General features: G+C 57.7%; 22 protein-coding genes. 10 read left to right on the top strand and 12 right to left on the bottom strand.

Annotation, left to right across the window (positions count from 1 at the left end):
* The 11 genes from RHOOR87_RS20815 to RHOOR87_RS20445 all read right to left on the bottom strand — a co-directional run.
* A partial coding sequence (locus RHOOR87_RS20815) for a hypothetical protein (protein ID WP_231381801.1) occupies positions 1–254 on the bottom strand: 254 nt, incomplete at its 3' end.
* Between the two features lie 77 nt (positions 255–331).
* A complete protein-coding gene (locus RHOOR87_RS19945) occupies positions 332–586 on the bottom strand; it encodes a hypothetical protein (RefSeq protein WP_081700009.1) in 255 nt (84 codons plus the stop codon).
* Positions 587–655: 69 nt separating this feature from the next.
* Positions 656–865: a hypothetical protein gene (locus RHOOR87_RS0114245; RefSeq protein ID WP_155950227.1), complete on the bottom strand. Its 210-nt coding sequence runs from the start codon at positions 863–865 to the stop codon at positions 656–658.
* A gap of 760 nt (positions 866–1,625) precedes the next feature.
* Entirely contained in the window at positions 1,626–1,937 is a 312-nt protein-coding gene (locus tag RHOOR87_RS20465; protein ID WP_155950231.1) for a hypothetical protein, read from the bottom strand.
* Between the two features lie 105 nt (positions 1,938–2,042).
* A complete protein-coding gene (locus RHOOR87_RS20460; protein ID WP_155950232.1) occupies positions 2,043–2,825 on the bottom strand; it encodes a hypothetical protein in 783 nt (260 codons plus the stop codon).
* 192 nt (positions 2,826–3,017) lie between these two features.
* Positions 3,018–3,602 carry a hypothetical protein gene (locus tag RHOOR87_RS20455; protein WP_155950233.1) on the bottom strand — a complete coding sequence of 195 codons (585 nt, stop codon included), beginning with the start codon at positions 3,600–3,602 and terminating at the stop codon, positions 3,018–3,020.
* A 74-nt stretch (positions 3,603–3,676) separates the two neighbouring features.
* Complete coding sequence (locus RHOOR87_RS0114235) at positions 3,677–3,940, bottom strand: DUF3892 domain-containing protein (protein ID WP_196802019.1); 264 nt, start codon at positions 3,938–3,940, stop codon at positions 3,677–3,679.
* Between the two features lie 549 nt (positions 3,941–4,489).
* Positions 4,490–4,765, bottom strand: coding sequence for a hypothetical protein (locus RHOOR87_RS20655; RefSeq protein ID WP_027485371.1), 276 nt, complete (start codon positions 4,763–4,765; stop codon positions 4,490–4,492).
* Between the two features lie 53 nt (positions 4,766–4,818).
* Complete coding sequence (locus tag RHOOR87_RS20450) at positions 4,819–5,262, bottom strand: hypothetical protein (protein WP_155950234.1); 444 nt, start codon at positions 5,260–5,262, stop codon at positions 4,819–4,821.
* A 95-nt stretch (positions 5,263–5,357) separates the two neighbouring features.
* Positions 5,358–5,771 carry a hypothetical protein gene (locus RHOOR87_RS19290; protein WP_037115374.1) on the bottom strand — a complete coding sequence of 138 codons (414 nt, stop codon included), beginning with the start codon at positions 5,769–5,771 and terminating at the stop codon, positions 5,358–5,360.
* 758 nt (positions 5,772–6,529) lie between these two features.
* Positions 6,530–6,952 carry a hypothetical protein gene (locus RHOOR87_RS20445; RefSeq protein WP_155950235.1) on the bottom strand — a complete coding sequence of 141 codons (423 nt, stop codon included), beginning with the start codon at positions 6,950–6,952 and terminating at the stop codon, positions 6,530–6,532.
* A gap of 903 nt (positions 6,953–7,855) precedes the next feature.
* Here RHOOR87_RS20445 and RHOOR87_RS0114215 point away from each other — a divergent pair.
* From RHOOR87_RS0114215 to RHOOR87_RS0114190, 4 genes are all read left to right on the top strand, one after another.
* Entirely contained in the window at positions 7,856–8,872 is a 1,017-nt protein-coding gene (locus RHOOR87_RS0114215) for an integron integrase (RefSeq protein WP_027485370.1), read from the top strand.
* A gap of 1,366 nt (positions 8,873–10,238) precedes the next feature.
* The gene (locus RHOOR87_RS20440) at positions 10,239–12,335 is read left to right on the top strand and encodes a hypothetical protein (protein WP_155950957.1); all 2,097 of its coding nucleotides are present in this window, start codon (positions 10,239–10,241) and stop codon (positions 12,333–12,335) included.
* A 9-nt stretch (positions 12,336–12,344) separates the two neighbouring features.
* Positions 12,345–14,423, top strand: a complete 2,079-nt coding sequence (locus RHOOR87_RS20435) for a hypothetical protein (RefSeq protein ID WP_155950956.1) — start codon at positions 12,345–12,347, stop codon at positions 14,421–14,423.
* Positions 14,420–14,917 carry a hypothetical protein gene (locus RHOOR87_RS0114190; protein ID WP_027485368.1) on the top strand — a complete coding sequence of 166 codons (498 nt, stop codon included), beginning with the start codon at positions 14,420–14,422 and terminating at the stop codon, positions 14,915–14,917. The genes RHOOR87_RS20435 and RHOOR87_RS0114190 overlap by 4 nt, the downstream gene beginning before the upstream one ends.
* Positions 14,918–15,080: 163 nt before the next feature.
* Here the strand turns inward: RHOOR87_RS0114190 and RHOOR87_RS0114185 are convergent, their stop codons facing one another.
* The gene (locus RHOOR87_RS0114185) at positions 15,081–18,296 is read right to left on the bottom strand and encodes a type I restriction endonuclease subunit R (protein ID WP_007514462.1); all 3,216 of its coding nucleotides are present in this window, start codon (positions 18,294–18,296) and stop codon (positions 15,081–15,083) included.
* Between the two features lie 221 nt (positions 18,297–18,517).
* Between RHOOR87_RS0114185 and RHOOR87_RS0114180 the strand changes: the two genes are divergently transcribed.
* From RHOOR87_RS0114180 to nucC, 6 genes are all read left to right on the top strand, one after another.
* Positions 18,518–19,633: an XRE family transcriptional regulator gene (locus RHOOR87_RS0114180; protein ID WP_007514461.1), complete on the top strand. Its 1,116-nt coding sequence runs from the start codon at positions 18,518–18,520 to the stop codon at positions 19,631–19,633.
* A gap of 14 nt (positions 19,634–19,647) precedes the next feature.
* On the top strand, positions 19,648–20,151 hold the full coding sequence (locus RHOOR87_RS0114175) for a hypothetical protein (RefSeq protein WP_007514460.1): 504 nt from the start codon (positions 19,648–19,650) through the stop codon (positions 20,149–20,151).
* A gap of 309 nt (positions 20,152–20,460) precedes the next feature.
* On the top strand, positions 20,461–21,426 hold the full coding sequence (locus RHOOR87_RS0114170; RefSeq protein WP_007514458.1) for a CBASS oligonucleotide cyclase: 966 nt from the start codon (positions 20,461–20,463) through the stop codon (positions 21,424–21,426).
* A gap of 7 nt (positions 21,427–21,433) precedes the next feature.
* The gene (locus tag RHOOR87_RS0114165; RefSeq protein ID WP_007514456.1) at positions 21,434–21,949 is read left to right on the top strand and encodes a hypothetical protein; all 516 of its coding nucleotides are present in this window, start codon (positions 21,434–21,436) and stop codon (positions 21,947–21,949) included.
* Complete coding sequence (locus tag RHOOR87_RS0114160; RefSeq protein WP_007514454.1) at positions 21,949–22,884, top strand: AAA family ATPase; 936 nt, start codon at positions 21,949–21,951, stop codon at positions 22,882–22,884. The genes RHOOR87_RS0114165 and RHOOR87_RS0114160 overlap by 1 nt, the downstream gene beginning before the upstream one ends.
* A 132-nt stretch (positions 22,885–23,016) precedes the next feature.
* Positions 23,017–23,742, top strand: a complete 726-nt coding sequence (nucC, locus tag RHOOR87_RS0114155) for a CBASS effector endonuclease NucC (RefSeq protein ID WP_007514452.1) — start codon at positions 23,017–23,019, stop codon at positions 23,740–23,742.
* Positions 23,743–23,793: the final 51 nt, after the last annotated feature.

The raw sequence follows: 23,793 nt of genomic DNA, 5'->3' as shown, positions 1-23,793 counted from the left end.
CGTGCCACCCGATTGAATGCTAACTCAGCGGACTCACCTGCTTGCCCGGACAAGAAGCTGCGACCAAAGAGTTGCTGCTGATTGATGATGTGAGCGCTGATAGCCGACTGCTCGTTGGCCGCTACCGCGGTTTCCAGTGCCACCAGTTCTTGGAGCAGTAGTAAGCATAGGCCCCGTTCCCGCTCCGGTGCGGAGGCGGCAGCATGCTGTAACTCTTGCCGATAGTGATTGAGCAAAATTGCGACACTCTCCATGTGGCACCTAACGCTGGAGTTAAGCGGCGGCGTAGCCGTCCGCCTTGAACGAAATGTTAGACACCGACCACGCAATGCTAACCGACGAGTGCCTTGAGACGCCGAACCTCGGCGATAAGTAAGGGAATGTCTTGGCGAGCATGGGCGATGAAATCTTGGTCTGCGTGAGTTGCATCCGTGAGATAGATGTCAGGGCTCGCGCCATCCAAGCCGCCGGTGCGAATGAAGTCTGAGCCGGACGCGTGGTCGCGACCCTCGATGAAGGATTGCCATGGTGCAGCCGTTGCAGCATTGCAACGAGCTTCGATCTTGCAGATTTCTTCATCGGTCACCGAAACACTCCGTGAGGTGTCTAACGCTGGAATTGAGCGGCGGCGAAGCCGTCCGCCTCGAATGACTGGTTAGGCCTTACGCCCGACGAACCAGCGAAAGCGACCGATAATCCAGCCGAGCCCCAAGCCAATGACGGCAGCTGAAAAAACGCTAGGGAAGACAAAGTAGCCTGCCAGCGCGCCGAGGACTAGACCGATGAGGCCGTAGACCGCTGCGTAGCGACGGGCGGAAACGGACTGAGGCGCAGATGTCATGGAATTAGCTTGCTCGGAATTCACGGATATTCCTTGAAAGGCCTAACGCTAGAGTTAAGCGGCGGCGAAGCCGTCCGCCTTGAACGAACTGTTAGGCGGCCCCGAGGCGCGACCTTTGATGGACGATAGCGCCACACCAAACGCACTACAAGAACGCGAAATGGTGAGGGCCTGCGTACGACAGACAAGCTGCTGACGAGATGGTGACGTTGCTACGCACCGCGCGTGCGGAAGACGCGATGGATGCGCAAACGAACACGCGCGCAAGTTGCGAAGAACTGCCCCAGCGCACGCGCGCAACACGCGCAGGCCAGCCCGACGCCGAACGAAGAAACCAAGGTGATGCGGAGCGCGACCTGGACGCTGGCGTTGACTTGCCACTGACCCGGAAAGCTCTTGAAGCCTAACGCTTGAGTTAAGCGGCGCGCGGCTTTTCGCGCGTCCGCTTGGACGACTGGTTAGGCTTGCGCCCAAAGACCGCAAACTCACCGACTAGTATTAGCAGCAGCCCGATGAGCCATGCAGGCATCCAGAAAACTAAGAACGTGACGAGCTGGAAGGATACGTGGTTTGCGTAAAGGTCGGGGCTGGGTGGCCCAGAAAGGGCTGCGTGGGTACGCCAAACGCAGTGAGCCAACATGCCAACGAGCCACAAACATGTGGTAGCTGTGTAGATGGTCTGTGGCTTACGGAGCGTATTTCGCATTTGAAGCCTAACGCTGGAATTGAGCGGCGGCGGAGCCGTCCGCCTCGAATGAGTTGTTAGGCTAGCAGCCCCCAGCGATCACGAAAACCATTTTTGCCAGAGGCTCGCTAGAAACGCAAAAATTGCAACCAAGATGAGTGTGTAACGCAAGCCGTTTACCGAGGAAAGTGTGGCATGCGTGATGCGATATAAGACAGATTGGCGCTGCTCAACGCGGTCAAGACGGCCGGTCATTTCCTGCACCATACGACGAATATTTTCGTGATCCTCGACGGTCCAAGGATATGAATCTAAGTCGCGCTCTGGCCGAGCGTCCCTTTTGGCGTTAGAGCTAAGCTCATAGTCGTTGAGCTGGATCCAGCGTGACTCCGTGTCTTTTTCAATGCTCATTGCTTGGTGCTCACGAGGGTTTTGAGATTGGCCTAACGCTTGAGCTAACCGGCGCGAACCCGCGCAGCGGGTTTGCGTCCGGTTGAGCGAATAGTTAGGCGCGCATTAGTTGCTCGCCTTTTCGAGGTTGTACAGAAACTCGTGATGCTCGCCACCGACTTCCACGTCCAATCGGACCTGCTGCCGTGTGCTGGTAACACTCGGTAACGACACCATCACAACGCCACCGTACCACGTCCCAGGAAACACGGTTTGCTTCTTGAGTATCGTTGACGATAAGGCCCGTAAGTTCTCCTGCCCTTGTTCTGCCAATGCTGCAAATCGTGCGCTAGTGTTGGCATTTGCTACATTTTGCGCCGCCTGCGCTGCGGCATAATTGTATGTGGTGCTCGAATAATTTCCATACCCGTAGGCGCTTACACCATTGCTGGCATATGCGGACCCCGAATAGGTTCCGTAGGTATGTGAATACCCAGCATTCGCTGCGTTTATTGAGTCCGTAGCGCCAGCGAGCGCGACGGCAAATGCCGCCCATGCTTGACGCCGCTTTTCTTGTGCTACTAGCTGGTCGTAGGTATAAACGTGTAGTGCTTCCACTCGCCCATTTACCGTATCGGACGCAGATACGTTTTCCGTTGAGAAGACCAAGTCATTTGTCAGCCCGTTGTGTACGGCGATTACGAATGCACCCTGATCCCCACTTTTAATCCTGTTGCTACGCGGCGTCACGGCAACCGTGTTTAGCTGTGTGGATATGATCGTGTTTTGGCCGTCTTGAAAGACAGACCGCTCACCACGGGATGGCACGGCGGTCAGTGAACCGTAGGTGGCGCAACCCTGTAGGCTACAAAGAACGAGCGCAACGGCTCCCAACATTAAAAGCTTCACGGCGATTCCCCTTGTGCAAGGCGTCTGGACCGCGTGCCGACGGCGCGGCCACGCAGTGATTGGATACGTGGCAACAACACACGCACCTACTTTTCACACGCAATGATCGTGCCAGATTTGGTAGCGCCCTAACGCCCGAGGTAACCGGCGCGAACCCCGCGTAGTGGGGTGAGCGTCCGGTTGACCGAGATGTTAGCACCCACTGCGAGGCCGACCTTTGATCTCGAAGTCTGGAGCCGGCAAGCCCAGCGGCGTATAGAGATGGCTTATGACGAGCGAAGGGACACCCCGACTTGCAACCTCCATTGCATCACCATCTACCAGCGAAGCGTCGAAGCCGTCGGTGAAATGTGCAAAACCTTTGTTTGCAGCGTGGAACACGGCGAGTAACGCGCTCTCGGCCTGCAAGGCCGGACCGGAATAATGAGAAATGGCTACGGTTGGTGTGACCAACCCCAACGGCCCCGACGAATTTGAGAAAGACTCTATGCCTACGTCGTCTTGCCGGCGGCGTGGCAACTTGACGTTTTGTAAGTGGCTGCCTTGAACACAGAGACCTAAAAACTCCAAGAGGGCTCGGCAGTGAATTAGACCAGCTTCGATTGCCGGGTTAATAAATGCGTTGGAATTTCCCTCGATCGATAACTTCCCGTCGAAGTAAATTTCCATTCGCCTCGGCGCATCCCAAGCCATGCGGTACTTGAGCGCAAGCGCGAGTGCGCTGACAGCGCCCAAGCTGTAAGGTACAAGCCGATTCAGAATATAGTCGCGGTCCATCTGTGGGTGCTAACGCTAGAGTTAAGCGGCGCGCGGTTTTCCGCGCGTCCGCTTGGACGAAATGTTAGACCTGTTTACGGGCACTCGGGAAGGCTCAATAGGTTGTTCGGCTGCTCGCCGTCATTCTGAGTCTTGATGTACTTGTTGCCAGCGGCGCTGACGGCGACAACAACCCAAACAGACTGACCGTTGACGCTAACCCAGAATCGCCACTTGCCGGACTCTATGCCAGCAATTGCGTCTTGTTGGGAAATTTTCCAGCGCTCACCGTTGCCGATGCCCCCGATACTTTGAATGCGCTCATGCGCGCTTTGACGATTGGTCTTGTTGATGCACATGATCTGATGATCTGTCACTTTCCTGCCTCCACTGCACGCTGACTATCTCAGCGATGCTATCAAAGCACCCGGACGTCTCATCTGCTGAGACAGGTCTAACGCTGGAGTTAAGCGGCGGCGAAGCCGTCCGCCTTGAACAAAATGTTAGAACTTACTGCCGACATTATTGTGGAAGTTCTGACCTAAGAACGAACTTGCCAGAAAGTGCTGCGCTTGCAGCGCCGATCTCTTGTGATGGAGGCGGAACACGAATGACCAATGCATGTCCTTCTGGTGCCTGCTGAGCCCTGGTTGCGTAGCCGTCGCGCCATTGTTGAGGGGCTTGAAGAAGAATCTTCTCGGCTCGCAGCGATATCTGGAACAAACTGCAACTCGGGCACTCGAAGTATTTGCACTTGTTGAAGTCGACGAGGCAAAAGTCCGCTGGAGATCCGCATAGGGGGCAGTCTTGCTTGATCACCTCTCTCTCGGGCACAGCAATCTCCATTGAGTTCTAACGCCCGAATTCAGCGGCGCGAGCCGTAGGCGAGCGTCCGCTGGAATGAGATGTTAGGCGCGGCCATCAAAGAATAGCGACCACACCGCTAGAATCGTCCCGATTACCGTGAAAATACCTAGGATAATATTTAACCAAAGCAGTCGGCCGGAAAGCGCCTTGTTTGACTGTGTGTACTCGCGTATGGAACTTCCGACGTCTTGCGCGCACCGGGCAAATAATGCGGCGCGCTGCTGTTCCCAGACCTTACTGTTTACCTGGGAGTCCGTGTAGAGTGCGGTAAGAAGATCTTCGATGGACTTATCTTTGATGTACTCGTCGCCCTTCATAACACGCTGCCTTTCTTGTTGCTACTGACGTGTAGCCGAATGAAACGTGGACCTCAGCGCACCGGTTTGGGCGACGTATTAGATGCTGCCGGCTCGGCTGGTTGTATTTGTTGGCGCATCGGGTAACTATGTTTGGCCAGTGCAACAACGGCCTCGCCGAAGTGCGCGGTAGGGTGAACCCTGCACCAATTCTCGACCCAGTTAAGTAGAGGATACGCAGTGGATTCGTTTGGAAATACGTCATAGGTATGAGGCTCGGCCATGTTGTATCCCGTTTCGAACCCAAGAAGATACATCGTGAAGCCTTGAGTTTCGTTTGCGTACGCGGCCGAGCCTATGCCATCCAACCTAGCCCTTTCCATAACCGATACGAAGTTTGGACACGTGACGCCACCGACGCCGCCAGCGATGAAGAAACCCCCACCAGTATCGGATGCTTGCGCCGACCCGGCGATCACGGCGAGCCCTAGAATCACCACTTGGAACAATCTCTGCACGCCCGTTCCCCTTGATGCGCGCTAGCAGCGCCTAACGCTTGAGGTAAGCGGCGCAAAGACCGCGTAGCGGGATTTGCGTCCGCTTGACCGAATTGTTAGGCACGGGTGTCACGCTTGCTGTAAATAAGTAGCAACAACACGATGATAACCGCTGCCCAACTTGGAATGGTAGCGAGCCAGCCAGCCGCTTGATACAACAACCAGCCAATAAAGGCCACGGCCACGAGGACGAATGGGAGTGCCAAAAGCCACTTGATCGCGGTAGCCAGATGCCGAGCGATGCCAATAAGGCGACTATCTCTGGTGAGGTCAATGGCTGACCACAATGCCATGATTGGAAAGAACACCGCGCCACCCGCGATGAGCCACCCCTTCCAGTGCGCGAGCGTGACGACGCCAGAAAATAGCGCCCAAATCTCGAGTGCGGAGAACCCGACGAACAGGATGACGAGGCCCCATTTGCCGGCAAGAGTTTGGTCAAAAGCCTGGGCCTCTCGAACCTCGTTCATAGTCTCCCCCCGTGCCTAACGCTGGAATTGAGCGGCGGCGAAGCCGTCCGCCTCGAATGACTGGTTAGGCAACGAGCCGCCAAACGAGGCCACTTGCAAAAATAATGTACCAGATGCTAACGAGGGCTAGCACTGCGGGAATTTGCCACCACCAAAGAAAACGCCACCGACGGACCAATGCCAAACCACTCAGCAAAAACAACAACAGGAACGCTATAGACAACGCGGCGGTCGGTGGTGACCCCTCGGAATGCTGAGATGCCGACAGGCCGAACAGAAGCAACCAAAAGCCGGCAAGCAACAACCAGAACCAGCCAGTGATCTTGATGTAATTGATGCGAGCCAATTTTGAATGCCTAACGCTGGAATTGAGCGGCGGCGTAGCCGTCCGCCTCGAATGAGTGGTTAGGTTGCCTTGCAGCACGGCAGAACAAGCCACTCAGCTTTTGTCGAAGTTGCCCGCATCTAGCTTCGCGCCGCAGGATGGGCAAGTAGGACGTATGGCAGCGAAGACGCTTGGCAAATCAGCAAAACCTTCCACCCGGTGGCTACCACCATTGAAGTTATCGAGTGAGTAGCTCTCCCACATAGACGAGTAAGGCTGATCGTTTTCGCGAAGGCACAATGCGCCTTTGTGACCGCACACACATGTCATTGGGTACTTCGTTCGCATGCTCACATTGTACCTACCTCAGATTCTGCTGTAGCCGTGTATCACTGGAGTTGAGCGTCGGCGTAGTCGGCCGCGTGAAGGAAAATTAGCGTCGACGAACGGTGGCCGCCTTTATGAGGCCGAAGGTCTTGATATCGGCTGTTGCGACAAACACCCATCCCCCTTCGAGGACCGCTATAAAAGACACCTCTTTAGATTTGCCGCCCGCTATAAGCCCAGCCAGCATCCCAATGGGCCCCAGCGCTACCGCGCCGACTGCACCCCACCCAAGCGTACCCGAGAGTCGTTTGACTGACTGCTCTGTTGCTACCTCCACGGACTCGATGCGATGCAGTGGAATTGCTCCACTTCCATACCCAGGAAGGTTTATCTTGGCGCCGGATACAAGATGGGCTGTACCCGTACCGAAATTTCCGCCAACAAAAGTGACTTTGCCCATTTTATTAGCGGACGGCGATGACTCCACCAGAATGTCGCTCGGACGCCCGTCGTCTTCCATATCTTCCATTTCTACTACCCCTTCAAAGTGGGAGTTCTGGTTCCGTCACTCCATGACTTGCGTGATCTTGACCAACCTAACGCCTGAGTTAAGCGGCGGCGAAGCCGTCCGCTTGGACGAGGAGTTAGACGGTTGCGACGCAGCACGCTCGGGCGACGATGTGGGCGCACGACGAACGCGAAGCTTGAGCAACCAACCACCCCAAAACTGCCAGCTCTGAAAGCTCAGGCTTGCGACGACACTGCGCGAAATGCTGCTGCGGCGACGGACGACAAGCCAGCGCGAAGCTGAGCGAAACACACGATACGGCAAACCAACACGAGCTGCCGACTAACGCTAGAGTTAAGCGGCGCGCGGTTTTTCGCGCGTCCGCTTGGACGAACTGTTAGGCATAAGCCCACAGCAACATGCCGCCTAGTGGTAGCAGCGCGAACAAGACTGCAACACCGAGGCAGCCCGAACCGCCGGATGCGGAACCGCTTGAGGAGAATTGCTCGCTATCTTGCGATGGGTGCGAACGCAACCAATTTGAGTGGCAGGCTTGGCAGAAGAACTTTGGCTTACCGTTACGCCACGCCTCAATGGTGCGGTTGTTGTGCCGAGTAAGGGTATGGCAGCGGGAGCACTTGAAGAACTTCTCCGGCGGTTGACGCTTCGGAACGAGCTTGGCGACCAACGCCAAGACGGCCACAACAATGACAGCGACGCCAAAGATCGTCTCCGGTGCCACGGACTTCCCCCCTTATGCCTAACGCTAAGTAGACCCCAAAAGTGGGGTGTTGCGCCGAGTATGCGGCGCCGCTCCTGACCGCACAAGCAGCGGATTCCTACATCGGATCATGGCCTTGCACGGATGCCCTGTGCGTGGTGGGCGGGCATGCTGCCGTTGTTATCAGCGACTTTTGAGGGTGTATGAGTTACCCGGGCGAAAGTGAGGGTGTAACGGGGGCAAAAACGCCGCGGTTGCTGGATCAGGTGCGTGCGCGGTTGCGCTTGAGGCATTACAGCTTGCGGACGGAGCGGGCGTATGTGGGCTGGATTCGGCGGTTCATCCTGGCCCATGGCAAGCGGCATCCGCGCGACATGGGGGTGGCGGAGGTCGAGGGCTTTCTGAGTACGTTGGCCGTCGAGGGCAAGGTGGCGGCTGGCACGCAGAACCAGGCGCTGTCGGCGCTGTTGTTTCTGTACAAGGAGGTGTTGTCGGTCGAGTTGCCGTGGATGGAGACGGTGGTGCGGGCGAAGCGGCCGCAGCGGGTGCCGGTGGTGCTCTCGCGGGACGAGGTGAACCGGCTGCTGGCGATGCTGGATGGCCGCTTCGGCCTGATGGCCTCGCTGTTGTACGGCTCGGGCATGCGGCTGATGGAATGCGTGCGGTTACGCGTGAAGGACGTGGATTTCGAGCTCAACCAGATTTGCGTGCGCGACGGCAAGGGTGGCAAGGATCGGCATGTGCCGTTGCCGCGGCGCCTGCGTGAAGCACTGCAGGCGCAGCTGGAGCGGGTGCGCCTGGTCCACCAGCAGGATCTGGCGGCGGGCCTGGGCGCGGTGTGGCTGCCGCATGCGCTGGCGCGCAAGTATCCGTCGGCGCCGCGCGAGCTGGGCTGGCAGTATGTGTTTCCGTCGGACCAGCTGTCGCGCGATCCGCGCGATGGCGAGCGGCGGCGCCATCACGTGGACGAGGCCGGCCTCCAGCGCGCCGTACGCAACGCGCGGCTCAAGGCCGGCATCGTCAAGCCGGCCACCTGCCATACCCTGCGCCACTCCTTCGCCACCCACCTGCTGGAGGCCGGGCAGGACATTTTCTGCATGCCCATCAAATCGTGTCGCGACGGGGCGCTGACAGTTCTCTCAAGTTACAGTTGCCAGAACTACATGAGTATCCCTCCGTGCCTTTGCGCGTCGTCCGTCCGAATTCAAACCGACTTATAGAAGCTGGCTACCCGGCAGTTGCTCATGTTCCGTTCCTTGTTCGCGAGGACGGTAGCTATCCCGCGCTTGAAAACCGTTACATTCGAGCCCGCGCGCTTTGTGAGTGGCCGCTCAGGATGGGAACGAACGGTACGCCAGCCGAACCCAGGAGGGCATTTCAGACTGAGGCAAGTTGCATGGCGCTTGCACGCCGCATGCGGGAATTTGTTGCCTGGGTTGAGCGCGGGTTTCCTCGAGGGGAGCCCCTAAATCTCGCAACTATGTCGTACGGCGATGTTTGTAAATGGCAGGACGGCCTTGTGAGCGGTGTGCTTTCCAGCAGCGGCAGGCCTCTGGCTAACGTTACGATCAACCTTTATGTGGCAGAAGCTTGTTACTTCCTAACGTGGCTTTCGTTAGTACCTGAACGAGACGACGGAAAGCCAATGAGGTCTGCTTTTGAGATAATGACGCGGGAAACCACCATTTGGCACCGCAATGGTGATGGTGCGCATAAACGGTCGCATAGCGTTGTTTCGCGGATAGGGAGTCTCGATGTAGTACCGAGTCGGGAGCTGGCTCTACCTACTCCCGGTGAAGTCAAGACGTGGCTAAGCGCCATGCGTCATCGTAGCCCGATCAAGGCCTTGATGGCTGAGGTCATTACTACGAGTGGAATGAGGATCAACGAGGTGAACTCGATGGAGGTAGATACCCTTCCTCCACGCACGCGTTGGAAGATTGTCGCCGAGCGCGTTCATTTCTTTATCAAAAGAGGTGTCAAAGGAGGCAAAACCACACCAACGAGTGACGTAGCCCGGAGAGGTAGGACGGTATCGTTACCCATTGACGTGGCGGAAAAAATTCACGTGTACCGCGAAGAGGCGCGCGAGCTTCAAATACGTCGCTGGATTCGCGAGCCTACGGACAAGGCTGAACAAGCGCGCCGAGCTCGTACCAAACCGACGCGGCTTTGGCTAAGTGAAAGCAGCAACCAACCATTCGCTAACCAGCAGCTGCGGCGGGTATGGTCAGACGTGGCCGGAAGTCCGCCTGGCTGGAGCCCGCACGCTGGAAGAAGGTACTTCGCGGTGGAATGGCTCGTTGAATCCGCCTCGCTTCGATTATCTGCAACCAGCGGGCCAGTAGACTTTGGCTGGATAGATCAAGTCATGCGAAACCAGATCGATACGTTTCTCCGCCCTACACTGGGCCATCTGTCGCTTGAAACTACCAACCTCTATATTCGCGGCGCCATATGGCGGCTAGCGGACGTGCTTGGGGTGCCGTCGTTGAAATACCAGGACGCCCAAGACACGGGCCAAGTTCGAACTTTGGGGAATCAAAGCACTCGAAAGAGTCACGCAATTCCCGTCAGAGAGGGACCATGATGGATGGGGACGGCGTTACTTCTAATTTTTCCAGAATCCTCCATCCTAATAAGGGATATCTGTGCAAACCGATAGATTTTGTTGAATTATGGATCGGCGCATCGGAAAAATTAACCGGGGCGGGTCGAAAATCGTGGAACGGCGGCTTTGAAGGTCGAAGAGATCTGGCGGACTTGGTCTGGCCTGCGCTACAGACCTTAGCCCGTGATTGGGGACAGAGCAGTCTGGTCCAAGCGGCTGCGGCCCTACGATCTTTCTGGCGCTTCCTGGATAGTTACGAAGCTGTTTTTGAGGGTGAAATCACGCGGGATGTGCTGGGAGGCGCCTTGGGGCAGTTGTGGCTGTATCCCCCGCCTGGGGTGCGTGGCGGCACGCCACGCCCAGGCTACTATTCACTGGTCGCCCAGATATTAAAAATGGCGCTGGGGCCGACGCAGTTTCATTGGCCCAACGCGCCTCGCTCGATATCAAATGACAAAGACATCCCGGCCGAAGAAGAAGCTCGAGCGGCTTTCCACCTGCTCGCCGAGCAAGCCAAGAAGATATTTCGTCGTTGGAAGCGTGCGGATGAATTAGCCCAGCAGGGACGCAATTTGCTGGACATTCCGCGCAAACAACAAGGTAAAGATGGGCGAATGCTCCATTTCTACGTTACTGAATCGGATATTCATGCCACCTACCGCGCCATCATCCAGCGCCTCGGAGATCCCCTGCCCAGGAGTACGCAAATCTGCGCTTTGTTTGGACTTGTGGAGAAAAAAGGTGTCCCGCCTTGGTGGCATCGGACTGGATTGAACCTTGATGATGCTCAATATGGCCTCTATCCAAGCCCTTCAGACTTATACTGCTTGTCGCAACTGTTCATGGCGCGTACTGGGTGGAACCCCTCGACGGTGTATTCCATCGATATCTCAAACCCACTCTGGGCGCGTATCCACGGAAGACCAGACAATGACATATGGGTTATAGAGAGCTGGAAGGAGCGATCGAAAGGCTGGCAAACCACGCTCTGCCGCGGACGCGTACAGACTGGTCCGCTGCACATCGTCCAGGCCCTGATCGATCGGACGAAACCGCTGCGAGACTTGCTTGCAACTGGGGCTCATCGCCTCAGTACTGACGCTTCGGTCGACGTAGATGCAGCTCGTCTATCGTCCTTCGTCAAAACATCTCCCTGGCTTGCCGCGGGAAACAACAGATTCTCAGGTCGTGTTGTTTCTATCAATCGCTCCCAGCCGAATGAAGCATCAAGCTGGTTTCGTCAGAAGGTTGTAGCCCACAACGCTCAAGCCGAGGAGAGAAATGTAGAGATCGATAAGGACAACGCCGCCGCGGCTATCAAGAACGCGCTACTCGCAAAGACAAACGCCACGTTACCGATCGGACAGCTTAAGCCTTTGGTCACCATTCGTCGGCGCGCCATCGCCATTCCCTTGACGTTTGTCCCAAGTGATTGGCGAGACGTATTTGCCACACATGTTTTTCAGGAGTCGCGCTACAGCATGGTAATGGTTCAGTGGGCGCTCGGGCAAAGGCACCTCACCAGTACGCGCCATTACCTTCGGAACCGGCTCTGGAGACAGTTCTCAGAAAAACGGCTTCAGCAGGCTCAAGAGGTCTTGTTCGAGGAATTGGGTGCTGGGCGCTGTGACCCCACCATCCTCCACGCGCGATTGGAATTGGGAATCGTGCCGAATGAGGAACAACTTTCTCGTCTGGAGCGCTTTCGCATGAAAGCCACGCCAGCTGGGTATGTCTGCTCGACGCCATATACACCACCTCGAGAGATCGATCCAAACAACCCGCTAGACGGAAAAACCCCTTGTCGAGCCGGCACGCGTTGCCCTGGTTGCCCTCGTGGGTATGCGTTTGATGCGAGACGCATGGTACTGCGGCTGGTTGAGTTGGAAAAAATTCGCGCCTCGGTGAGCGTCGTGATTTGGTCCGAATCTCAATTGAGCGCGGACCTCGACCAACTCAGGATCGACTTGGAACAATGGTCGGCAGATGAGGTTGCGGAATACCGTGTGTTCTGGGAAGAGGAGATTCGCAACGCTCGATACCACCTTGATCCATGGTCGAGCTTCAACTAGGGGGCGCAGATGGCAAAGGCCGGGTACGCGCTGCATCCTGAAGCCGCACAGCGGCTTGCCATTGTATTGGCGACGGGCCTGGACCTTCATGCTATTCAATCGATGGGGCGCGATGAGCTGCTCGAACTCCAGGAGAAATTGGGGTACGGACGAGAATGGGGGCGTTGGATTATCCCCGAAGGCTGGGCACCAAAATCGGGAAAGACCCGTTTCCGTTGCCTGACTGTGAATACCCCAAAGGGCGATCGAATTTGGAAGGAGGCGATTCAATTCGTTTTGCTTTTGACGCTAACGCCGTCTAGGCATGAGAAAAGAAACACAATTCTGATGCCTACATCAGTGCTTCAAAAGGGGGAGATTGCGGTCCGCATGGGCAAGGTCATTGCCGAGGAAGCGGGCTCCGATGCGCGCTGGTGGAGCCGCCTTCGGTTGGCCCACGTAAAAAGTCACACTGAACGATATTTCGCCAAGGCGTTGATTGGGCTTTGCGAACGTGGGCTGGTCGCAGATGCGCCACCGGAACCAATACAAGACGATGCGCCTACTGAGCGTGATCGTTACGGCGAGGGGGCCCAGGAGCAGGCCGAAGACTCTAGCCAGGAATGGCAGCCGTTGCCCGACTTGTTTGTTGCCAAAATGGGTCGATGTGTATTGTGGATGACTCAAGAGGTCGGGCCATCGTTGTTGGAGTGCTTTGAGGCGTGCATTGATCTGAAGCTGCCGCCGGCAGCGTCGCTGTCGTGGCAAAAGCTGCCCGGGCAACGCGCTAAAAAGAGTGAATCCAATGGGTTGTCTAAGTTAAGGGGGGAATTAATAAGGTCTTGGCGATGGACCGCTCAGGACGGCTCGCCGCTTGCTCTACCAGTCGACAAAGGAGTTAGGCTCAACTTCAAGCAAAGAAAAGGGTTTGTTCAAAGCAAAGAATCATTTCTTGATTTTGCGTGGCCACCGCAGAGCTGGGGTGACATTACTAAGTTGGTGGTGACTCTCCAAGCGTGCCACGCATGGCTGCTATTCCTGGCGACGGGGCCACGAGCCTCGACACTCGTTGATTACACAACAGCCTGCTTGATCCCGGGACCTAATGGCTACCGACTTGCAGGTACCCAATGGAAAAATACGCGCGAGCGGGGTGGGCAGCGGCGCGACTGGCCACTCCCGCCTGTGTTGGTCAAGGTAGTTACACAACAGATCCTCCTTGCGTCGCTGATGAAGCGACTCGCAAGGCCGGACGATCCAGAGTCACTGGGTAAGCATCTTTGGGTGCAGATCGGGCAGGCTCGTGGAATGGTCGGTGCGCCTCTCACGGGATTCAATCACTCGTTTAAACAACTGCCGCGTGTCTTTGGATTGCAGGACCTGCTCGACCTTGATGGTTCAGTGATGCACACGCACCGTTTCCGCAAAACGCTCGCACGTATTCTTGCGCTTGCGCTGACCAGCGCACAGATCGTCCTCATGGATACCTTTGGTCATGATGATCCGGATCAGACAATCGGTTACATGCTAAGCGACAAGGCCATCGTTGCTGACGTGATGCGTATGCAGCGAGAGATTGTCATTCTCCTGGCGGTAGACGCCATAAAGGATGCGGACAACCTGGGAGGAGCATTCGGTGATGTCGTGCGCGAGAAAGTGCATGCGTTTCGCCGTATCAAGGGGTCGGACGCCTTGGAGCCAAAAGACATGTACGAGTTGGCCGACCAATTGACGCTCGGTGGGCGTGATTGGGTGCCCGTCATGGAAGGTGTCATCTGCACAATGGATCGATTCGATCACGGTCCATGCGGAGAGGGCAAAGGATTGCGTCGTGATCCGCTCAACTGTCAGGCGGGCTGCACGCATCAGTTGATTCTCGCGTATCACAAGAACATGTGCGACGACAGAATAGATGCCATTGTGCCTCTACTGGAGCGTGCCAACGAAGAGCAAAACGAACTATTGATCGCGGAACTGACCGCAAAGCTCATGAATCACCTGTTCCGCTGGCGGGAGGTCTACGAGAAGTGGCGGGAACACCCACTGATCAGGAAGTTGGTACAGGGAAAGAACATGTGGTGGGATAAGCAGGTGGTGCAAGCTGGATGAGCGACCAACCCCAAGCACTCAGAGCCCATGCGAAGGCCCGGACCGCAGAGGTCGTCGCCAAGCTACGTTCGGCCATGGCGCAGATCGAATTAGACATCGAGAAGAACGACGGGCTCTACCCATACAACGCTGGCAAACTTAATCGCGCTGAAGCCTGCCGACGTGCCCGTATTCTCACCTCAGTGCTTGGGGGAGCAGCGCATAGGGAGACGACGCTTCCGATGTTGCGTCAGTGGCTGGCCGATATTCGAACGCGTATCGCGGTCGGAAAGAAAGCGGTGCGGAAAGTCGTAACGCAGCGTGCGAATGACTGGAAAGAGCGTGCTCTTTGTGCAGAGCATTTCTCCAATCTGTACCACTTGCAGATGGTCACGCTGCAAAACAAATTTCGAGAGGCGCAGGCCCGTGTGGATGAGCTAGAGGCTGAAAATTTGAAATTGTTGGAGCAAGTATCCCAAGGCCAGATCGTTCGATTACCCACGAAGACGATCTGATGGTCTGACTTACTTACGGAGCTGCAGCCCGAGACGCCGCGTCGTCAACTAGGCCAGCCCAAGTTTATGGCGTGGCTGAAATGGCCACTAACTCTACGGAGCCAGCGTGTCTCGGTTGGGAAAATACGCTCACTTCCAACTCGACTCTGAGACTAAAAGGCTTTCAACCTAGCTGCTCCGCACCCGCCCAAGTATTTGTCAAAGTCTCAGCTTGCCGCAATACGATCTCCACGGCCTCATCCTGCTTGTCCGGCGGATACTTGTAGCGGCGCAGCAAGGTCTTCACCATCACCCGCAGCTTGGCGCGTACCGAGTCACGGACCGCCCAATCCACTGTGACGGAGTTGCGTAGCTTCTGGGTAAGCTCTACCGCAATCTTGCGCAATGTCTCGTCGCCGAGCTCACGCACGGCGGATTCGTTGTTCGCTAGTGCGTCGTAGAAGGCGACCTCATCGCGATTGAGTCCCAGCGCGTCACCGTGTTCGGCGGCTTGCTGGAACTTCTTCGCCATCGCGATCAGCTCTTCGATCACCTGCGCCGTTTCGATCGCACGGTTGCGGTAGCGGGTCAACGATGCCTGCAGCAGCTCCGAGAATTTCGCACTCTGCACCACGTTGGTCTTGAAGCGCGATTTGATCTCGCCCTTCAGCAGCCGATCCAGGAGCTCCACTGCGAGGTTGCGTTCCTTCATATGGCGCATGTCCTGCAGGAACTCCTCCGACAGCACGCCGATATCCGGTCGCTTCAGGCCGGCGGCGGCAAAGATGTCGATGACCTGATCGGACACCACGGCGCGCGAGATGATCTGGCGCAGTGCATGTTCCTTCTGCTCGTCGCTGAGCTTCTTGTCGGTGGTCGCATGCTTGGTGATCGCCGACTTGATCGCCTGCAGGAACGCCAGCTCATCACGATACGCCAGCGCCGCATCCAGCGTGCAGCACAGTGCGAACGCCTTGGTGGCCGCCAACACCTGATCGGCAAAACGCTGCTTGCCGTCATCCAGCCCCAACACGTGGTTTGCCGCGCCGGGCAGGAGCGCCCAGGCCTGAGCGCGGAACGCCGCATAGTCGTAGCCGTGCAGCATGCCGTGCAGCAGCTCCATCCGCTCCACCAGCACTTCCAGCGCCTCTTCGGCGTCGATCGTGGGGCTGCCTCTGCCCTTGGCCTGGGTGTAATCGGCCAGCGCCTGCTTCAACTCGTTGGCAATGCCGATGTAGTCGACCACCAGGCCGCCGGGCTTGTCTTTGAACACCCGGTTCACCCGTGCGATCGCCTGCATCAGGTTGTGCCCGCGCATCGGCTTGTCGATGTACATGGTGTGTAGGCAGGGTGCATCGAAGCCGGTCAGCCACATGTCGCGCACGATCACCAGCTTGAACGGGTCCGCGGAGTCCTTGTAGCGTCGCTCCAGCCGCTTGCGCGTTTCCTTCGGATACACATGCGGCTTGAGCATCGGCTTGTCGGCGGCCGAGCCGGTCATCACGATCTTGATCACGCCCTTTTCGGGATCGGCGGCGTGCCATTCAGGCCGCAACGCCACGATGGCGTCGTACAGGTGCACGCAGATCTCGCGACTCATCGCCACGATCATGGCCTTGCCGTCCATCGCGGCCAGGCGATTCTCGAAATGCTCGACAATGTCGCTGGCCACCTTCTGGATGCGCGGCGCGGCACCCACCACCTTCTCCAGCGCAGCCCAGCGGCGAATGCGCGCTGCATGCGAGGGATCGTCGATCGCGCCCTCGTTCAACTCGTCGACTTCCTCGTCGAGCGCGTCGATGTCGCCGTCGCTCAGTTCGAGCTTCGCCAGTCGTGACTCGTAGTAGATCGGTACGGTGGCACCGTCCTTCACCGCCTGCTCGATGTCGTAGACATGCACGTAGTCACCGAACACGGCGCGCGTGTCGCGATCGGTCAACGACACCGGCGTGCCGGTGAACGCGACAAAGGTGGCGTTTGGCAGCGCATCACGCAGGTGCTGGGCGTAGCCGTAGCGCACGCTGCTCGCGTAACTGGCGGATGCCTCGTGCGACATCAGCGCCGCCATCGCCACCGAGCCTGCCGCATCCGCCGCCATCTTCGCGGGCTTCGCCTTGGCGAGATCGCCGGTCAGCTTCGCCTCGAAGCCGTACTGCGTGCGATGCGCCTCGTCGCAGATGACCACGATGTTCTGCCGCTCGGACAGCACCGGAAACACATCCTCGTCCTCGCCCGGCGTGAATTTCTGGATCGTGGTGAAGATGATGCCGCCGGACGGACGGTTGCCCAGCAGTTCGCGCAGACGTGGCCGCGTATCGGCTTGCACCGGTGTTTCGCGCAGCAGGTCGGCAACGCCAGCGAAGACGCCAAACAACTGGTTGTCCAGATCGTTGCGGTCGGTCACCACCACGATGGTCGGGTTGCCCATCGCCGGGTGCTGCATCAAGGTGCCGGCCAAGCAGGTCATCTCGATGCTCTTGCCCGCGCCCTGCGTATGCCACACCACGCCGCCCTTGCGCGACCCGCCCGGCTTCGATGCCGCCAGTACGCTTTCCACCACCGCGCGTACCGCATGGAACTGGTGATATCCGGCCACCTTCTTGACCAGGGCACCGTCGTCCTCGAACAAGATGAAGTTGCGCAGGTATGCCAACAGCAGCGCGCGGTCGAATGCCCCATGCACCAGCGTTTCCAACTCGCGCATCTCGCCCAGCGGATCGGTCTGCGCGCCGTCGATCGTGCGCCATGCCATGTAGCGTTCGCGCTCGGCGCTGAGCGAGCCCATCCGCGCGCGAATACCGTCGGAGATCACCACCAGCGTGTTGTAGATGAACAGGTCGGGGATGTCCTCCCGGTACGCCTGCACCTGGTTGAACGCCGACCAGATATCCGCGTTCTCGTCGCCCGGGTTCTTCAGCTCAAGCAGTACGATCGGCAGGCCGTTTAGAAACAGCAGCAGATCCGGTCGCCGCGTGCGTTTCGGCCCCTGGATGGAAAACTGGTTGACCGCCACCCAGTCGTTGCCGCGTACATCGTCGAAATCGACCAGCCGCACGAGGTCGCCACGCGTCTCGTTGCCCTGCTGGAACTGCACCGGCACGCCTTCCGTCAGCCAGCGATGCAGTTGGCGGTTCGCCTGCAACGGGCCCGGGATGTTGGGGTTCAGCACTATCCGCAGCGCCTCATCCTGTGCCGTGGCGGGAATCCGCGGATTCAGTCGACGGATCGCGTCGCGCAGCCGATGCTCCAGTACCACCTGCCGGTAACTGTCCCGCTCGCTGCCTGGCGTGTGCGCATCCGGCGGCGAAATATCCGGGCCGTGCGCCACCTCCCAACCCAGGCCGGCCAGCCACTGCAGCGCAGCCTGTTCCAGGTGGTCCTCCAGCAGGATCGGTGTCATCGCTTCCCCTGTGGCCCGGGCGGGCCGAAGCATGTCCGTGATGATGCGCGGCTCAGGTGAGCTGAAGCACGCAAAAAATGTGATCCCAGACTTTAGCCAAATGGGACGCCTGTGAGGGGTAAATATGAACGTCGACTCGATGTCGGCACCGCCTTCAACTTACATGAATTCTTGCATTTGACACTTTTGCAAGATAAAATTCCGTAACTGGAGGTGCCGCTATGGACCAAGCAACGATCCGCCGCCGCCTGCAAGCATTGCGCGAGCGCCGAGAGGTCAATCAGACCGACCTAGCCCAAGCCCTGGGCTTCAATGACCGCCAAACCTTGTCCGACATCGAGTTGGGCAAGCGTCAGGTTGCGCCTGTCGATCTGGTGCGCGCCGCCGAGTTTTTCGGTGTCGACACCGGTTATTTCACCGACCCCTTCGAACTCGCCGGCGAAGCCAACTTCTCTTGGCGTCAGGCTGCCAAGGCGGATGATCTCGAATCCTTCGAACGGCGCGCCGGCGGCTGGATCGCCACCTATCGCTACTTGAGCCGTCTCAAGGGTGAGTCGGTGAATTCCCTGCTTCCCCAGATCGGCCTGAACCCGAAGAGCTCGTTCGAAGAGGCTGCCGACGAAGGCGACGCCGTTTCGCGCTCGCTCGGTCTGGGCGATGTGCCGGCGGCGAACTTGGCATCAGTGCTCGAACAGAAACTCGATACGCTGATCCTGCATGTCGATACCGTAGTCGGCGTGTCTGGTGCGGCGTGCCAGCTAGGGCCACTCAACACCATTCTCATCAACCGCCATGAACCCGCCGGACGCCGCGCGTTCGACATGGGCCACGAGCTTTTCCACCTCATCACCTGGCGCGTGATGGCTCCGGCGCATATCGAGGAGGAAGGGAGACTCTCCAGGGATCAAAAGCGCATCGAGAAGCTCGCGGACAATTTCTCCGGCGGCCTGTTGATGCCGCGGCACGTAATAGTCGGTCTGATGGACAAAGCTGCCTTGTCTTCGAATGATCCTGAGGCTCAAGCACGCTGTATCCGTGAAGCTGCCGCCCAACTCGGCGTCAGTGGCCCAGCCATGAAATGGCGCCTGGTCGTGCTGGGACTGTTGAAGAACGCCGTTGCACAACGCATCGACGATGGTCTGCTGCGCATGGATGCTGCCGCGAATGACGCGGTCTTGCCGCCCCGTTTCAGTCGCCGCTTTGTGGCAACACTGGGCTGGGGCATCGAACAGGGTTATCTGTCGGTGCGCCGCGCCGCGGACGTGATCGGCACCAGCGTGGATGACCTGGCCGTCTTGTTTACCGAGCACGGCCTGAAAACGCCGTTCGATTTGTAACCGGTCAGCACGGAATGGATTTCCAACAGCAACAGATCGTGCTCGTCGACACCAACGTCATACTCGAAGCGCATCAGACCGGCTGCTGGATACCGCTGGCCAACTACTTTGCCTTACACACGGTGGCCAAGGTCGTCGAGGAAACCCAGACCGGCTACCAGAACCGCGATCCCGAGCACTGGATCGACGAGGCCGTGCTGCGCGGGCAATTGAGCCATGTCGAATCGATCACCGACATACAGCGGGTGACGTTCAACATGACGCATGGTCATCCCACTCTCGATGCTGGCGAACGGGATCTGCTGATCTACGCGGAAACCCTAGTTGCGCCGGCTTGGCTGCTCAACAGCCCGGACATGGCCGCCGTGCGTTTTGCCCACGGCCTCAGCTGGATCGATCGGTTGGTTTCCCTTGGCGCGATGAGTGCGCACTTGAAGGCACGGTTGAGCCGTGATTTGCGCGACAACTACACGGAGCGTTGGCTGTCGCGCAAGCGGACGGAACTGGTGCTGGGTTGAGCAGCGACGCCGGTCGCATCCAGCGGCGAGTGCAACGTGCTAGACAGCTGCCTGCCTTCGCCAACGGAACTGCCAAAGCTCGCCAAGAACACTGACTGCGACTTTGCCCAAGAGCTGACACCACCGCGCCGCTGCTTCAAAACTCGTCTCTTGAATATTGTGATGTGCATCACAACATTTAAAGATCAGCCGGGGATCCGTCTGTCGCAACAGTTGCGACAGACCATGGGCAAGCTGACAGCAGAGGGTATCCGCAGTAACGACAGACTAGCTAGGTCGGCCAGACCGGCCCGGCAAGGGGATCAATGCATGGGAAAGCAGCACGTAGGGCACAGGGAAATCGCGAGCTTCGCCGACGACCGGGTTAATCTGCCACGCGATAAGGCGAATGAGCTTCGCGCACAGGCGCGCGGGCTGCGCGAGCGGCTAGAAACTTATTTGGCCGAGCATCCTGACTTTACGTTGAGGAAGATGTTGTTGTCCGGCAGCTTGGCCAAAGGCACAGCACTGCGGTCGATCAATGACATCGATGTCGCCTGTTACATAAATGGCGCGGATGCTCCCCAGGACGTTGGCCGATTGCTGGATTACTTGGCCGCGCGGCTGCGCAAGGCCTACCCGAATTTCAAACCCGAGCAGGTGAAGCCCCAGACCTATTCGGTCACGGTCTCATTCCAAGGCTCCGGGCTGGACGTCGACGTCGTGCCGATCCTCTACGACGGAGATCCGAATTGGTATGGCAACCTGGTCAGCCAAGATGACGGCTCCTTCCTGAGCACCAGCATCCCCCGGCATCTCGAGTTCGCCAAGAAGCGGAAGCAAGCCCAAGAAATACACTTTGCCCAGGTAGTACGCCTCGTCAAGTTCTGGGCTAGACGCATGAAGGCGGAAAACAGCAACTTCCGATTTAAGTCCTTCATGATCGAGATGATTCTTGCCAAGTTGTGCGACGACGGCTTGTCATTTTCTGACTATCCCGAAGCCCTGCAGCACTTCTTTACCTACGCGGCCCGCAGCGGTCTGCGCGAGCAAATCGCCTTCAAGGATTACTACCCGCTGTCGAGCATTGGCACCTTTTCAGAGCCGGTGCAAATCATCGATCCGGTCAACGTGGCGAACAACGTGTCGAAGCTGTACACCCGTGCTCAAGCCGACGCCATCGTAGACGCGGCGCTAGACGCGGGCGATGCAATCGACGCCGCGCTGAAAGCCCCCACCAAACAGGAGACCGTACGCTACTGGCAGAAGGTCTTCGGTTCCTCCTTCCAGGTATGAGGATCCCATGACAAGCAGCTTCACTGTTTCTGCAACCACGACATTCACGGTTACTCATGCTCGCCACATGGCGGCAAAAGTCGCAGCCGACCTCAAACGCATGCAGCGCTTCTACGGTGCTCCGAGCGACTTGGATATCGCTGACTATGAAACCGAAGTAGTGGAGCTTTTGAAAGCCGGCTATTTGGGCACCGTGACTTACGGCTACAAACGCGGCGACAAATGGATTGAGCCCACGTTGCGCTACTCCGCCAAAGACCTGGCTGGTGCAGATGGCGTCGACGACGACCCGGGTAAGGTCCGTCCAGGCGCGGACATTTCCGGGGCGAGCTTCTACAACTACCTGACCTATTCGTCGGCGTGGCTAAACCTGACACCCGACCAGCGGGAAGCATTCAAGAAGAGCTTGCCCTTTCAACGCAGTACCGCTGCTGAGCCGGGCATCGATGGATACCTGACCCCTGACCGCATCTACTCTGCTGGCGGTAAGGCGCTCGATCGTTTTAGCGTGAGGACCTACTAATGAGCACCAAACCGACCCTCGATGAATTGTTCGACCAGCGTCAAACCTATCCCGACATCGATTCGCGGACACGGCTGGAACGTCTGATTGGTCTGGACGAGCAAAAATCGCGCCTGTCGAAGATTCTGGGACTCCTAGTTCACCCAGCTGGACTCGAAGCTTGGGCGAACAAGCATCATCCCGGTGCCACAGCGTTGCTGGATACCGTCCTGCGGCGTCCACCGTTGGTCATCCTCGCGGGCGATGTTGGATCAGGAAAGACCGAGTTGGCCGAAACGATCGGTGATGCCGTCGCGCGGCAAGAGAAGATCGACATTACTCTTTTCCCGTTGAGCCTGGCCACGCGCGGCAAGGGTCAAGTCGGCGAGATGACCCAGCTGCTGACGGCCGCGATCGATTACACGCTTGCGGAGGCCAAGAAACTGCAAGCCGGCCATGGGAAGAGCAATGGCGGGATCATCCTCCTTGTTGATGAAGCGGATGCACTTGCCCAATCGCGCGAGTCGACTCAAATGCACCATGAGGACCGTGCGGGGGTCAATGCCTTCATCCGGGGAATCGATCGCCTGGCACAGACGAAAGTGCCTGCGGCCGTCATCATGTGCACCAACCGCCTGAGTGCACTAGACCCGGCGGTGCGTCGTCGTGCGGCTGACATTCTTACCTTCACCCGACCCGATTCGCCGCAACGTCGTCACGTTCTTCAGCAACGGTTGGGGCCGCTGGGCCTCTCCAAGACTCAGCTCGACGGATTGGTGAACGCCACTGGCGCGCGCAATGGGCATGATGTGGGGTTCACCTTCTCCGATCTCACCCAGCGCCTAATTCCGTCGATCGTCTTGGATGCTTATCCTAGCCGCGCCGTGGAGGGCGACCGTGCAGTTCAGATCGCCCAGCAGATGACGCCGACTCCAACGTTTCGCGATCAGGCCTGAGTTTCCGCGATATCTGATACGCCTGGAGCGACTTCAATTGCGAGGTAATACGTCTTCGGTGCGCATTATTGAGCTCCAAATTCTTCTTCCGCGACGAGCAATTGCCTGCCATCAACAGCATTGAGGTGTTGAATGTCCATGTGGTCACTCTCCCAGCTACTTTCTTCTTTGCACGAAGACATTCAGCAGCGTCTTGCTACTGTTCGAAAGACGTTCGGTCACCCCGGAACGAAAGGCGATGCGAGCGAGAATGTCTGGATCAGCATGCTGGACACATACCTGCCAAAGCGCTACCAAGCAGCTAAGGCCCATGTTGTGGACAGCCTCGGAAACTTTAGTCAGCAGATCGACGTAGTGATCTTCGATCGGCAGTATTCGCCGTTCATTTTTACCTACGAGAACGAAACCATCATTCCAGCCGAGAGCGTGTATGCGGTATTCGAGGCCAAGCAAACGGCTAACGCCGGTTTGGTGACATACGCGCAGGAGAAAGTCGCTAGTGTCCGCAAGTTGCATCGGACGAGCCTTCCGATCCCTCATGCGGGAGGCACATATCCTCCGAAGCCCCTCGTCCCCATTCTTGGTGGATTGCTGACCTTTGAGAGTGAATGGAGTCCTGCGCTAGGAGCGTCTTTTGATCGAGCGCTATCGACCGATCTCGGACATGGTCGTTTGGACATCGGGTGTGTCGCCGCCCACGGTCATTTTTCCTTTGACCAAACCGCGAACAGATACAACTTCACCGATGGAAACAAACCGGCGACCGCATTCCTCTTCAAATTAATCGCCCAACTACAGTTCAGTGGAACGGTTCCCATGATCGATGTCGAAGCCTATGGCCAGTGGTTGACAAAGTGACAAGGAAGAGCCACCACTGACGGAGGTTCGCACCGAGCGATGCCGGGTACC

This window comes from Rhodanobacter sp. OR87 (genome assembly GCF_000473345.1).
Classification (GTDB): domain Bacteria; phylum Pseudomonadota; class Gammaproteobacteria; order Xanthomonadales; family Rhodanobacteraceae; genus Rhodanobacter; species Rhodanobacter denitrificans.
This window is presented reverse-complemented; position numbering and strand designations above follow the sequence as displayed.

Bases quoted from the DNA above. Each gene is read 5' to 3' on its own strand.
- RHOOR87_RS20465 (WP_155950231.1), bottom strand. From the start codon at position 1,937: ATGAGCATTGAAAAAGACACGGAGTCACGCTGGATCCAGCTCAACGAC.
- RHOOR87_RS20455 (WP_155950233.1), bottom strand. From the start codon at position 3,602: ATGGACCGCGACTATATTCTGAATCGGCTTGTACCTTACAGCTTGGGC.
- RHOOR87_RS0114235 (WP_196802019.1), bottom strand. From the start codon at position 3,940: ATGTGCATCAACAAGACCAATCGTCAAAGCGCGCATGAGCGCATTCAA.
- RHOOR87_RS20655 (WP_027485371.1), bottom strand. From the start codon at position 4,765: ATGAAGGGCGACGAGTACATCAAAGATAAGTCCATCGAAGATCTTCTT.
- RHOOR87_RS19290 (WP_037115374.1), bottom strand. From the start codon at position 5,771: ATGAACGAGGTTCGAGAGGCCCAGGCTTTTGACCAAACTCTTGCCGGC.
- RHOOR87_RS20445 (WP_155950235.1), bottom strand. From the start codon at position 6,952: ATGGAAGATATGGAAGACGACGGGCGTCCGAGCGACATTCTGGTGGAG.
- RHOOR87_RS0114215 (WP_027485370.1), top strand. From the start codon at position 7,856: ATGAGTTACCCGGGCGAAAGTGAGGGTGTAACGGGGGCAAAAACGCCG.
- RHOOR87_RS20440 (WP_155950957.1), top strand. From the start codon at position 10,239: ATGATGGATGGGGACGGCGTTACTTCTAATTTTTCCAGAATCCTCCAT.
- RHOOR87_RS20435 (WP_155950956.1), top strand. From the start codon at position 12,345: ATGGCAAAGGCCGGGTACGCGCTGCATCCTGAAGCCGCACAGCGGCTT.
- RHOOR87_RS0114190 (WP_027485368.1), top strand. From the start codon at position 14,420: ATGAGCGACCAACCCCAAGCACTCAGAGCCCATGCGAAGGCCCGGACC.
- RHOOR87_RS0114185 (WP_007514462.1), bottom strand. From the start codon at position 18,296: ATGACACCGATCCTGCTGGAGGACCACCTGGAACAGGCTGCGCTGCAG.
- RHOOR87_RS0114180 (WP_007514461.1), top strand. From the start codon at position 18,518: ATGGACCAAGCAACGATCCGCCGCCGCCTGCAAGCATTGCGCGAGCGC.
- RHOOR87_RS0114175 (WP_007514460.1), top strand. From the start codon at position 19,648: ATGGATTTCCAACAGCAACAGATCGTGCTCGTCGACACCAACGTCATA.
- RHOOR87_RS0114170 (WP_007514458.1), top strand. From the start codon at position 20,461: ATGGGAAAGCAGCACGTAGGGCACAGGGAAATCGCGAGCTTCGCCGAC.
- RHOOR87_RS0114165 (WP_007514456.1), top strand. From the start codon at position 21,434: ATGACAAGCAGCTTCACTGTTTCTGCAACCACGACATTCACGGTTACT.
- RHOOR87_RS0114160 (WP_007514454.1), top strand. From the start codon at position 21,949: ATGAGCACCAAACCGACCCTCGATGAATTGTTCGACCAGCGTCAAACC.
- nucC (WP_007514452.1), top strand. From the start codon at position 23,017: ATGTCCATGTGGTCACTCTCCCAGCTACTTTCTTCTTTGCACGAAGAC.